Below are 13,682 nucleotides of genomic sequence, written 5' to 3'. Positions count from 1 at the left end.
AAAAGAGCATCCCCCACGACAATAGCAATTTCCCTAAATAACATTTTCACGAAGAAGCATCAAACATATAAAAAAAGCGCTAAGAAATATATCAAAGCGCTTTTCAAGTAAACTCTATTACTTACGAACTAAAGCAGCAGCTCCTCTATTGCTGTCACCAAGAAATAAGAATTTTCCATAATTTAAGCCGTTGTTCAGCTCCTGATATCTCATTTTAGCGTCAGATCCTGGCATCATAATCATACAGCCGGTATCCAAACTCTGCCGCTCAATATCTTCTGCTAACGGATTACATTCAGCCGCATTTACTTCCAACCCAGCATAAAATAAATACATAGGGCCATGTCCCTGACTGCCAAAAAAGACTTTTTCAAACTCTCTATCATGATCCGACTTCAATAATGCACTTAACTCAGTCGCAGTAGCCCAACGCCAATCGCTCAATGAGCCGCCAAAAGCCAAAGCTTCTTTAATCTCTTTAGAAGACATGTGCGCTATGGTTTTAAAGCGCATCCAAGTTAAACCGCTTAGCTCAAGTTGAGCACCATCGGCGTCTGAGATCTCAGTATAAGCATCCCACTCCCAAGCTTCTTTTGGTTTAACATAATCATGATTAACAATCAGCAAAGGAACAGCATTATGTTGCTCAGAAGCCCAGCTTTCAACGCGGTCAATAGCAAAACTATAATCCTTCTTTAAGGTACACAGGCTGCCACCGAAGGATACGCTGCCATCCGTTGTACAGGTACTGTTACCAGTTAAATCACGTTTAGAAGCGCCATACTGCAACTCACGAACTTCAAAGCTATTGTTAGCAATCACCTGATCAATAAAGTTAAGATCGGCTCCGGCCAATAAAGCTGTGACTTCTGCTGCCGTCGCAAAACGAGTGTCGGCAAAATCTTCACTCCAACCAAGATTCTGACCCTGGCCTCTGACTTCCATGCCACTGATCCAAGTTAACCCCTGCAAATCAAAGCCATATTGAGCAGCAGTTGCTGCATCTATCGACTCGTGCAGTCCAACAGGATTAGCCTGGGCTGCCAAAGAACTCAACGCTAACACCGAACTTATTAATATATTTTTCATTTTAAACATGTTACTTCCAAATAAGTTAATAGCGATAATTGAAATAATTACCTTAATAACTCCTCATCTATCATTCCCTAAAGAGCCATTCGCTAATTATTTATGACGATATGTAGAATCCATTTCAGTTAACTCCGCTTAACTGAAAATTAAATAATGTTATTCCATTGATTACTAAGATAAGTTAATTAAAACACAACCAAAAATAAACATCAAATAAACATCAAATAAACATTTTTGACACTAAACATTAACCTTATTGGAGTCTATTATATTTATGACTAGTTCCTCCTTATTTAAGATCATTAAGCACTCGTCTTCACTAACCTGCAAAACTTGGCAGTAATAGCTTTGTTATATTTTTTGTCCGCTAGCTTATGCAAAGGAAAGCTCTACAGCAGAGCAACTATATGACTGCTAGAGCAAGCCGCCCCTTAACCTTTTGAAAAAAATGAATTTTATAAGAGAGCAAGATAAGTCATCGCTATAGTCAATTTATGACTGTCCGGTGTCACTACCCGTAGCAACTTTCCCCTAAGCACAATACAAGATTCAAGCTTGACCGGCACATAGTTAATGTCGATGCACAGGCTCTTCACCGCCGCCTCAAAAATAGTTTCCTGTACAGTAATTTGCAGATAAATGGGACATTTTACTTTGCCGAGCCTGGCTCTGAAATCTGATGATATTCAGCCATGACGTACTTCACGTTAGTTCGTTGTGGATAGCGACCTCTGGGTGTTACTGTACTCAGGGGCTGCGACTTGGATTGTTGTACAAAGTATTGGAACACATAAAAATCACTACTACCCACCAGCGATGATCAACGTAAAAGCATCTCAATAGTAGAGCAGCACAAGGGCTGTCTATCATTACAGCTGGTACCAACCAACTACTTAACGGGAGCAAGCACTGAGTCAGTCATCCTCTAACGGGAAACGTTCTTTCACCAATCTTGCATAAATATCAGTAGCCTTGCGCATAAACCTGATATTTAAGGTTGAGACTTTATCGGACAACAAATTGATAAGCTCAGCTTTGACATCCTCAACTGCTTTATGATTACTTTTACGCTCAGAGATGAGAGTAAATATTTTCGTACGAACTTCTCCCCAGTCTTTATAAAGTGTTGCAATAACTCTTCTATCTGACTCAGGGAACACTTCAATCATTGCCGCAGGATCAAGTAAACCATGTTGTGCTGACTCAACTTCAATACTGACAATTTGATCAAGCATGCTTTGTCCATAATCGTCGAATTTGCTATCGCTATTAAAGTCTTGTGACAGTCTATCTAACAGAGGGTCGATAAACTCAAATTTGAATCTGCCACCAGAAATCAATCCGGAAAGTAAAAACCCTAAATCTTCATGTTTCTTAAAATCAGAAGGTAATTGCTCAACCAGCATAATGAAGAACTTGGAATCTCCATTTAAATACTTGTCAACACGAGAGAGTTGTGGACGATAAAAACGCCTGGTTTCCTGAGAGTAGAATAAGGTTGTCAGAGGAGAAGGATTCCAGCCAACCGTGAGCACCGTATTTACGGACTCTTCTAACTGTAAGAGCCATAACGGCGGTGAACCGGTACCCGTGCTTTGAACAAGGTAATTTTTAAATTCATCCCATTTCATGCTTTTTTCTTGCGTGCGAAAAAGCATTTGACTCTTACTTCCAAACACCACATTTACATTTAACCAGTCTTCGTCACGCCACTCTCCAGTTGTATTTTTTACAATTAATTCAAGACGAGGTAGATAAAAATATTGTTTTTCAACCGTATTACTGCGATTTTCCAGAAACGCCTCAGCAATTCGCGAGGCGGACGCTATTAGATTTTCATGGGAGCTTAATGGGTTACTGCGAATAGGGTTGTCATCTGGATAAGACAGAAAATTGACTAAAAAATTAAATAATGCTGAATTATGGTAAAACTGATCTGATGCATATTTATTTGTTCGTTCGTCATCTCCAATTTGAGGTTTATACACTTCGGCTTTATAGCTTTGATAATCACTAAACGGCTTAGGCCATTCATCTGAATCATAGAGACAGCAAAGGCGAGAGTCAGTGTTTCCTGCGCTGTTAGCGGCTAAAAAATAAGAGCCTTCAAAGATGGGCCATTGCCAATCTTTACCTTGGTTGGTATAAATCAGCAATAGCCAATCGCTGTCATTGAGACTGTCCCGTAACTGCGTTTTATAATTAACGCCGGCTCTAAGACTATCATCGGCTTTAAACACCTCAATACGTTCATCGTAACCAACAAGTTCTTTTTTTATAACCTCTGCGACATGATTATCCTCAGATAGATAACTAAGGAATACGCGGACCTTTTTAGGTGTATTCATTGCTCTCCCCTTTATTTGATTAAGTATTCTTCAACTTAATTGATTACAATTATTCGCGCTTAGCCCGTAAAAATGACCAGGCCAACAGGGGCAAGTTTTACTTTTTTAGCATTATCAATGACGACACGGATGATAATGGAGGAAGAACCCAAAGCAGTTGCCACTTCACTTATACCAGTGTCTATATAGAGGGAAACCTCTCACCAACCATAATAAAAAATTTACAGATAATGTTGAGATAAACATCAACGCCACTAATCCCCAAAATCTAAAGAAGCGACATAGTTAGAAGTTATTCAGCGGTGAGCTGACTGAAATTTCCATATTAAAATCAAGCACTTAGAACAACTACAACGGTTTTATTTGCCAGGTTCATTTTAATAACACTTTTCACTCAGGCAATTAACATCATTCTGTTTATGGCTGTGCAGCAGTGTTGTCTTACTTAAAATCTTAATGTCATCCTAGAGGTTTTAGCGCACTGCGCAAATGTTCGGTTAGATGCTCTGGTTGGGCTTTAGTCAAAGACACTGAGTCGCAATTTTGAAAATGACTGAATTTTGTGATGGCCTCGACAAATGCGCTAGTAACGGCCTCTTCATCAAAATGGTGTTGCTCCAAATACAGCGATTTGATCTCTAAATGGCTGATTTTTCTATGGGCTTTACAATCTATCCGGCCTATAAATTCATTGCGATAGAGTAGCGGCAGGCAAAAGTAACCATATTGTCGTTTGGCGGCAGGTACATAACATTCTATCTGATAGTCGTATTGAAACAGTGCTTTGAGCCGTTCCCGTTGAATAACGCTGTTGTCGAATGGCGAAAGAATCAACATGCGGTTGTTTAACCGGGGAAGGGAGCGCTCGAGTGCCCCCGTTTCCAATATGAATATTTCACCGCTGCTCACCTTGACTTGTTCTAATGTTCCCTGCGCTAATCTTTCGTTTACCAAGATTTTTACCGCTTTACGCAATGCTGCATTTCGGCGCAAATAGGTCAGTCCTTTAAGTGATGCAAAGCCATGACAGCGCAACTGCTGGTCTACCATGTACTCAGCAAATTCTTCCATGCCGGGCATTTGTGAATTTACCTGGGAGGGCAATACCCGCTCCGTGAGATCATAGGTTTTCTGAAATCCTTCCCGGCTGCTAACCATCAGGTCGCCTTCCATATACAGCTGTTCAAGTGCCTTTTTGGCAGGCTTCCAGTCCCACCAACCGGCACGTTTTGTGGTGTTCGTTTCTATATCGCGGGAGCGTATCGGACCATCAGAACGTATGCGGGCCAACAACTCCCCCATAAGCTTCTTATCATGGGTTTTATGCCAATGGGTTTGCCCGCTCTTAATAGCGTGCTTATAAGGCAAAGAAAAGCGAAAATCGGCGATAGGTAAAAAAGCCGCCGCGTGTGCCCAATATTCAAAAATGTCTCCGTTGAGCAGCAGCTGGTTTGTCATGGCCGGCTTGAAATCAGGCACTCTGGAGTGAAAAACATGGTGGTGTGCTCGTTCCACTACAGATATGGTGTCGATCTGTACATAACCTATGTGGTTGATCGCTTTACGTGCCCCTGCTAAACCACGCCCATAAGGCTGAGCCTGTAGCAAGCCTTGTGCAGCCAGGGCAAGACGGCGTATACGCGCCAGGTCTCGTGGAGATTTAATTTCAATCATGGTCATACTTTCCGGCTACTGACAGAAGGACCTAGCTTACACAATGTACTAGTTCCCCTGAACAGCTTTTAGGTATTGTTGCGCTTTACAAAACGAGCGTAATTCTCTACCAACCGGCAGATTCTTTCAGGTTGCACACCATGCAATTTTTGATGCTTTTCCAAAGGTGCGCCAAAGCCTTCCATCTGTACAACCAATTCATCCAGGTTTAATACTTTGATGTGATCTTTAATGAGATAACCTTTAGGGAGTGAGCTTGACGGGCTATTACCTACAGTAGTTTCCAATACCCCATTATTTATTTTCCAGGTATTATCGTAATAGTCTATTTCTGGAGACCCTGCACCATTCATAGAAACAGCAACAACGCATTTACGACCACTGGCAGTAAAACCCAGTTGGCTGTATTCATAATTACCTGTGCCGTAATCTTTTAAATGCCATACACCAACAATTTTCTCTTCAGGCTTTACTTCAACTTTTGTGCTTGCACAGCCGGTAAGTAAAATAACAGCTCCAGTTAACACTGATAAATATTTCACGGATACTCCTTAATACCTAATGCAGCTTTGGACAGCCAACATTTAATTTCTGCTGCTGACAATATCACGCAAACAGTAAAAAACAACGGTAAAAATTTATTTTACTGTTGAGTCATCATTTTTCAGTTCAATGTCTGCCCCCTATAAGTGAAAAGCTGTTGTCAAATAATGGGAAATCAAGCCAGCTTGTTTATTCTTTTTCAAGATCTAATGAAAATGCCCGAGCTTTATCGTGACCCGGAGCCAGCGCCAAGACTTTACTATTGTACTCAATAGCCATTTCCAGGGACTCAAGGCGAAAATAACAAAGAGACATATAATGATAAGTTTCGGCCTGTTCGCCGCTACAGGCTAAAGACTTGGTAAAAAATCCCAGGGCATCATTCCAGTAATTGCTTGTATATAATAAAATCCCCAACATATAGGCAATATCGTCTCCCTGAGGTAAGTAGAAATGATTATCCCAGACCTTAGCCGCCAGCTCACGGACCATACGCCGGGCAAGCACCGGATTTTCCTCCGCTGTGCTGATTAACCCCGGTAGCACAGCTGAAAAGCTGACACTACTCCAGTGACACCAGCGCAAGTTGGCAACCAACTCATGCCACTGCAATTCATCCGCGCGGCTTTCAATTAACGACTGTAAAACATAGAAATCATCCGGGCTAAAAGATTCCACCACTTTAGCGTAAGCCTGTTTGGTATGCTCAATGTCCTCACCTAACCCTCCCACCATCGCCATAATAGAAATAGAAAACTGTCGATCCGGGATATTCAATACCGTGCCACCATTACTGGCAAAGTGCTGAGAAAGCGCATGTAAATTGACCATCATAGAAAAACTATTACCATGCAGTACTAAGTCAGGCGGCACATCACCACGCCAGCTACTTTCCTCCGAAAAAGCTTTGTCGGCGAGCAAAACCAAGCTCGGTGCAGTAGTAAACGCTCGGATACGGGCAAGCGCATCCATGGCGGTGTTGGGGAAGGTTATCGTACTGTCCATCATGCGAGCACTGTAGTTCTGCAATATAGCATTTTTACTCTCATCCTCATATCGCCGGTTATTTATCGGACGATATTGAAAATGCAGCTCCATATCAAGCAAGCTGCTCTCAGCTTCAAGCTGACTATCCCCTTGCCCTGTGCCGGTTAACCCCAAATAACACTCTTTAATTTCTCCAGCTTCAATACGAAACACATCTTGTGGGATTGAATCAAAAATATAGTTACATAAAATAATCAGCGGGCAACTATCTCCCCCTTTTTTCAGTACTGTACCAGAGCCTCTTAGTTGACAAACATCATCATGCAAAACATCAAAATGGGCGCAATCTAGCAGGCCATCCTCAAAATAGCGCCGTAGCCTAGGGTGCTTTTGCCATGCCTCTATGTTTTGCTCACAGAAATCAGTCAACACATAGCACATCTCCAGTTCATTAAGGCCCGCGGCAGAGCGCAAACTTTGCCAGAGTTCTCTTACCAGGAAAAAACCTAACTGTCCGTGACCAGCCCCCAACTCCACAACATAAAACTTTTCTGTTTGCGGATATGAACTATTTCGATAATCTTTTAAAAATGACTCAATCAAGTGGGCATAGCATTGTGCAACCTGCGCATTAGAAGTGATGTGATAGGGGATCTCTTTACTTCCCCATAATGCAGGCCCGCCATTTTGATAATAGTGCCTTTGCGCGTTCCAGATTTTTGATTCGGAGAAACGTGTATAGTGAATATCATGAATACAAGGCGGTGCCTCGGGAATATTCGAAAAAGAATGATTCATCAAAATAAGCTCCTGTTATCGTGGGAAGAAAGTGATGGTTTTTCGATTCGCAGCGCCCAGGGCAGAGTTAGGAGCGACAAAACGATAGCCCCCGAGGGCATTGCCGTGCCCGGCCACAGCATTGTGACCGCCCTGGGTTCCCGTTCTTGCCGGAGCCCCGACGGGAGCAGTAAAGTTGAATGCATTACCTTTTGCCATAACATTCCAATTCTGAAAATCTGGAATGCTGCCATTGGCATTGACGCGATTTACCGCAATCAATTCTTCACCGGTGAAACGTCGACGCCGAACATTACCTCCCGGTAATTGACGATGCGCATAATAAGCTAATGCCGCTACATCAGGATGATTGCCCCCGAGACCGTGAGTAGCAGGATTTCCCGGATCATTAAAGACCCCATGTGCCGAGGGTGCTCCCTTATATAACCTTCCGGGATCATCAACATTGTGATGTAAAACATGATCGACACGATCATGCTGAACCTTATGCCACGGGGTGTGCTGCCACTCCAGCCCGTAAGGGTCGACATAAGAGGTAGGATTGGCATGAAGATGTGCGGAGGCGATCTGCGTTAATGTACGTGCATTCTTAATTTCATTCACGACATTTTTCATCCTGCCGTGATGCGCAGCTTTGGCTTGTTGCATTTGTACTATACCCGGCAGTGCCTGGGCCAACTTATCCCGCGCTTCATGGAAGCGTTGTTTGCGCTGTTGTGTTGCCGCAATTCCCGGCAGCGCCTGGCCAAGCTTGTCCCGCGCCTCCTGGAAACGCTGTTTGCGTTGTTGTGTTGCCGCAATTCCCGGCAGCGCCTGGCCAAGCTTGTCCCGCGCCTCCTGGAAACGCTGTTTGCGTTGTTGTGTTGCCGCAATCCCCGGTAGCGCCTGACCAAGCTTATCCCGCGCCTCCTGGAAACGCTGTTTGCGTTGTTGTGTTGCCGCAATCCCCGGTAGCGCCTGACCAAGCTTGTTCCGTGCCTCCTGGAAACGCTGTTTGCGTTGTTGTGTTGCCGCAATCCCCGGTAGCGCCTGACCAAGCTTGTTCCGTGCCTCCTGGAAACGCTGTTTGCGTTGTTGCGTTGCCGCAATTCCCGGCAGCGCCTGGCCAAGCTTGTCCCGCGCCTCCTGGAAACGCTGTTTGCGTTGTTGTGTTGCCGCAATCCCCGGCAGCGCCTGACCAAGCTTATCCTGCGCTTCCTGAAAACGTTGTTTGCGTTGTTGTGTTGCCGCAATCCCGGGCAGCGCCAGACTAAGCTTATCCCGGGCAGAGTGGTAGCGCTGGTAACCAGGATCCATTTTCATTCGGCGCATATGCCGCATTTCTTCAGAAGAGCCGGCAACCTGCCCCCCCAACTTCTGCCCAGGCGGCTTGTCGGCATCATCAAAAACGGTAAAACTGGACGATGGCTCGGGATCATCTCCCGGGCTACCACTGGCGGTCTTGAGACGAGGTGATAACGTTAAACTGAGCCTGGAGGGATTACTTTGCTGTTGATTATTTACCGTTTGGGGATTCGTTTCACGCCCTTGAGCTTCCTGCTGCTGATGATCGGCCCTATAGCTAGGATCTAGGCGTAACAACCTCCTATGACGTATTTCCTCCCGGGACAGCTGAGGCTCGACCTGAGCCGTGTTGGTATCAACGTTAGGGTGCGGATGCAATTCTGGGCTTGGTTGTGGCTGCAGAGTTTTTGTCGTTGTGGTAGCTGAGCCCATGGAAAAAACCAAGCGCTGTTGATCAGCAGGTATGCCCTCTTTATCTCTGATTTTCTTTTTAACGGCTTCAATACTTTCAGACCTTTCAACATTAATAGTACGGGAACCACTATTCCTTCTACCTTGTTGCCTGGAATGACTCATAGACACTTCGCCGATTAAAGATACACTAGACTCAAAACATACAAGACTTATACCAAGCTAAACCAATGTTTTTGCAATGGCCAGTACGCTATTCCCTATAACTGGAGTGATATAATGAAAACCCGACTCGATCGCCGAAATTCAAGGTTTAAGCCGTGTATTGTGCTATTTCTGAACCTATATCCCTCACATGGCTTTCTTGTTCGACATCAAAAAATTAAAAATAGCCTAAAGTAAACATTAAAGACCCGGGTTAGAACATGAAGAGCGGGTCAATCTTTACCCGGACTAATAACCGGGCAATATTTGCTAAAAAATGCTTGGATTGTTAAATGTTTATTTTGACCGATAACAATATAACGATTACCGTTAAAGACTAGGGGAAGCTCCATTACCTTATGAATAACCCCCCCTCTTATAAATAAGTAAATTCTTTTAGCTTGGAATAGAGCCTATAGTCGTTATCAATGAGCTTTCATCATTAATGCTCGAGGTTTAAAATTAATGAAAAATTGTTGCTTGCTTCCATTGACCAACAATCTATTTTTTCCGGTATGTTGAGCAAAACAGCATAGCTCAGCCAAAGATCAAAGCGCATGACCTGCATGGATGTAGAGAAGTATAATAACGCAGGAGCTGTTATCAAGGGAACGAGAGATATCACAGTGCTATTGTCGCTAGACAGAAATTTAATTTCAGAAAAGCAAAAAGCCCGACTCTTTCGAATCGGGCTTTTCTAAATAGAAGTCTAGCAATGTCCTACTCTCACATGGGAACTCCCACACTACCATCGGCGCTACTGCGTTTCACTTCTGAGTTCGGCATGGGATCAGGTGGTACCACAGTGCTATTGTCGCTAGACAAAAACAGTCAATCTTGGAAAACGATATATATCTACTTATTCAATCTATGTGTACGTGTTTGTCAGTCTTCATACAACCTTAAAACCACTTGGGTGTTGTATGGTTAAGCCTCACGGGTCATTAGTACAAGTTAGCTCAATGCCTCGCAGCACTTCCACACCTTGCCTATCAACGTTGTAGTCTCCAACGGCCCTTCAGGGGACTTAAAGTCCCAGTGAGAACTCATCTCAAAGCCTGCTTCCCGCTTAGATGCTTTCAGCGGTTATCAGTTCCGAACGTAGCTACCGGGCAATGCCATTGGCATGACAACCCGAACACCAGAGGTTCGTCCACTCCGGTCCTCTCGTACTAGGAGCAGCCCTCTTCAATTCTCAAACGCCCACGGCAGATAGGGACCGAACTGTCTCACGACGTTCTAAACCCAGCTCGCGTACCACTTTAAATGGCGAACAGCCATACCCTTGGGACCGACTTCAGCCCCAGGATGTGATGAGCCGACATCGAGGTGCCAAACACCGCCGTCGATATGAACTCTTGGGCGGTATCAGCCTGTTATCCCCGGAGTACCTTTTATCCGTTGAGCGATGGCCCTTCCATACAGAACCACCGGATCACTATGACCTACTTTCGTACCTGCTCGACGTGTCTGTCTCGCAGTTAAGCTGGCTTATGCCATTGCACTAACCGTATGATGTCCGACCATACTTAGCCAACCTTCGTGCTCCTCCGTTACTCTTTGGGAGGAGACCGCCCCAGTCAAACTACCCACCAGACAGTGTCCCCAAGCCCGATTAGGGCCCCAGGTTAGAACATCACGCATACAAGGGTGGTATTTCAAGGTTGGCTCCACCAACACTGGCGTGCTGGGTTCAAAGCCTCCCACCTATCCTACACATGTAGGAGCAATGTTCACTGTCAAGCTATAGTAAAGGTTCACGGGGTCTTTCCGTCTAGCCGCGGGTATACGGCATCTTAACCGCAATTTCAATTTCACTGAGTCTCGGGTGGAGACAGTGTGGCCATGATTACGCCATTCGTGCAGGTCGGAACTTACCCGACAAGGAATTTCGCTACCTTAGGACCGTTATAGTTACGGCCGCCGTTTACCGGGGCTTCGATCATGAGCTTCGCAGAGCTAACCCAATCAATTAACCTTCCGGCACCGGGCAGGCGTCACACCGTATACGTCATCTTTCGATTTTGCACAGTGCTGTGTTTTTAATAAACAGTTCCAGCCACCTGGTTACTTCGACCGACTTCAGCTTAGGGAGCAAGTCCCATCACCATAGTCGGCGTACCTTCTCCCGAAGTTACGGTACTATTTTGCCTAGTTCCTTCACCCGAGTTCTCTCAAGCGCCTTAGTATTCTCTACCTAACCACCTGTGTCGGTTTGGGGTACGGTTCCTTATAATCTGATGCTTAGAAGCTTTTCCTGGAAGTATGGCATCAATGACTTCAGCTCCGTAGAGCCTCGTCTCGTATCTCAGTCTTAGAATCCCGGATTTGCCTAAGATTCCAACCTACATACTTTCACATGGACAACCAACGCCATGCTCACCTAGCCTGCTCCGTCCCTCCTTCGCAATTATAAGAAGTACAGAAATATTAATCTGTTTCCCATCGACTACGCGTTTCCGCCTCGCCTTAGGGGCCGACTTACCCTGCCCTGATTAACATGGGACAGGAAACCTTGGTCTTTCGGCGTGGGGGTTTTTCACCCCCATTATCGTTACTCATGTCAGCATTCGCACTTCTGATACCTCCAGCATGCCTTACAACACACCTTCAACGGCTTACAGAACGCTCCCCTACCACTCAAACAAAGTTTGAATCCGCAGCTTCGGTGACTAGTTTAGCCCCGTTACATCTTCCGCGCAGACCGACTCGACTAGTGAGCTATTACGCTTTCTTTAAAGGATGGCTGCTTCTAAGCCAACCTCCTAGCTGTCTATGCCTTTCCACATCGTTTCCCACTTAACTAGTACTTTGGGACCTTAGCTGGCGGTCTGGGTTGTTTCCCTCTCCACAATGGACGTTAGCACCCATAGTGTGTCTCCCGGATAGTACTCACTGGTATTCGGAGTTTGCAAAGGGTTGGTAAGTCGGGATGACCCCCTAGCCTTAACAGTGCTCTACCCCCAGTGGTATTCATCCGAGGCTCTACCTAAATAGATTTCGGGGAGAACCAGCTATCTCCCGGCTTGATTAGCCTTTCACTCCGACCCACAAGTCATCACCGCATTTTTCAACATACGTGTGTTCGGTCCTCCAGTTGATGTTACTCAACCTTCAACCTGCCCATGGGTAGATCGCCGGGTTTCGGGTCTATACCCTGCAACTGAACGCGCAGTTAACACTCGCTTTCGCTACGGCTCCCCTAATCGGTTAACCTTGCTACAGAATATAAGTCGCTGACCCATTATACAAAAGGTACGCAGGCACCGGACTAAATCCGGCTTCCACTGCTTGTACGTATGCGGTTTCAGGTTCTATTTCACTCCCCTCACAGGGGTTCTTTTCGCCTTTCCCTCACGGTACTGGTTCACTATCGGTCAGTTAGGAGTATTTAGCCTTGGAGGATGGTCCCCCCATATTCAGTCAACATTTCACGTGTGCCGACCTACTCGATTTCATGATAAGTTTATTTTCGTGTACGGGGCTATCACCCTGTATCGCCAAGCTTTCCAGCTTGTTCCACTAACGTACAAATCACTTAAGGGCTAATTCCCGTTCGCTCGCCGCTACTAAGGAAATCTCGGTTGATTTCTTTTCCTCGGGGTACTTAGATGTTTCAGTTCTCCCGGTTCGCCTCATTAAGCTATGAATTCACTTAATGATACCCGCCTGATGACGGGTGGGTTTCCCCATTCGGACATCGAAGGCTGTAACGGTTTTTATCACCTTACCTTCGCTTTTCGCAGATTAACACGTCCTTCATCGCCTCTAACTGCCAAGGCATCCACCACATACGCTTAGTCACTTAACCATACAACCCCAAGTAGTTTCCTATTTGAAAACCCGGTGACTAAACCGGATTAAGTTGTAAAGCCTGACATTTTCACGCACTCATAGAGTGTCTTGAATAAGAGTTGATAGCTTTCGCTATCGTGATACATAACAAGGAAGATTATGTATCAGTTGGTAATTATCGCGCGACACGATAAATTACCGGGTATATATATCAGCTTTCCAGATTGTTAAAGAACAGTACATAACGCTCATTCGGTTATGACTTGGTTAAAAAAACCAAACTTAATTTGTTCAATGAACACCTTAAGTTTGGTCTCTTTAAATTTGAAGAAGTGGTGGAGCTAAGCAGGATCGAACTGCTGACCTCCTGCGTGCAAGGCAGGCGCTCTCCCAGCTGAGCTATAGCCCCTTATCAGGGTACATACCGCTTATTAAATATTGGTAGGTCTGGGCAGACTTGAACTGCCGACCTCACCCTTATCAGGGGTGCGCTCTAACCAGCTGAGCTACAGACCTATCGTATAGAGTCCGAAGCAGGTATGTTTG

General features: G+C 45.0%; 6 protein-coding genes, 2 tRNA genes, 2 rRNA genes and 1 pseudogene. All 11 read right to left on the bottom strand.

Annotated features, from left to right (window positions below):
* Positions 1-117: 117 nt before the first annotated feature.
* A complete protein-coding gene (locus SG35_RS30540; RefSeq protein WP_044830611.1) occupies positions 118-1,098 on the bottom strand; it encodes a hypothetical protein in 981 nt (326 codons plus the stop codon).
* 908 nt (positions 1,099-2,006) lie between these two features.
* Positions 2,007-3,440, bottom strand: coding sequence for a TIR domain-containing protein (locus SG35_RS30535; RefSeq protein WP_044835061.1), 1,434 nt, complete (start codon positions 3,438-3,440; stop codon positions 2,007-2,009).
* Positions 3,441-3,899: 459 nt separating this feature from the next.
* On the bottom strand, positions 3,900-5,114 hold the full coding sequence (locus tag SG35_RS30530; protein WP_044835066.1) for a winged helix-turn-helix domain-containing protein: 1,215 nt from the start codon (positions 5,112-5,114) through the stop codon (positions 3,900-3,902).
* Positions 5,115-5,182: 68 nt separating this feature from the next.
* On the bottom strand, positions 5,183-5,656 hold the full coding sequence (locus tag SG35_RS30525) for a hypothetical protein (RefSeq protein WP_044835062.1): 474 nt from the start codon (positions 5,654-5,656) through the stop codon (positions 5,183-5,185).
* 190 nt (positions 5,657-5,846) lie between these two features.
* Positions 5,847-7,442 (bottom strand): SAM-dependent methyltransferase, encoded by a 1,596-nt coding sequence (locus tag SG35_RS30520; RefSeq protein ID WP_044835063.1) that lies wholly within the window; start codon positions 7,440-7,442, stop codon positions 5,847-5,849.
* Positions 7,443-7,457: 15 nt separating this feature from the next.
* Complete coding sequence (locus tag SG35_RS30515; RefSeq protein ID WP_274055504.1) at positions 7,458-9,023, bottom strand: hypothetical protein; 1,566 nt, start codon at positions 9,021-9,023, stop codon at positions 7,458-7,460.
* Between the two features lie 147 nt (positions 9,024-9,170).
* A pseudogene (locus SG35_RS32175) lies at positions 9,171-9,302 on the bottom strand (ubiquitin-like protein); the annotation flags it as partial.
* Between the two features lie 746 nt (positions 9,303-10,048).
* Positions 10,049-10,163 (bottom strand): 5S ribosomal RNA (gene rrf / locus SG35_RS30510).
* Positions 10,164-10,264: 101 nt separating this feature from the next.
* Positions 10,265-13,152, bottom strand: a 23S ribosomal RNA gene (locus SG35_RS30505).
* A 317-nt stretch (positions 13,153-13,469) separates the two neighbouring features.
* A tRNA-Ala gene (locus tag SG35_RS30500) sits at positions 13,470-13,545 on the bottom strand.
* 30 nt (positions 13,546-13,575) lie between these two features.
* A tRNA-Ile gene (locus tag SG35_RS30495) sits at positions 13,576-13,652 on the bottom strand.
* Between the last annotated feature and the right edge of the window lie 30 nt (positions 13,653-13,682).

The sequence above is a fragment of the Thalassomonas actiniarum genome (genome assembly GCF_000948975.2).
GTDB classification, from domain to species: domain Bacteria; phylum Pseudomonadota; class Gammaproteobacteria; order Enterobacterales; family Alteromonadaceae; genus Thalassomonas; species Thalassomonas actiniarum.
This window is presented reverse-complemented; position numbering and strand designations above follow the sequence as displayed.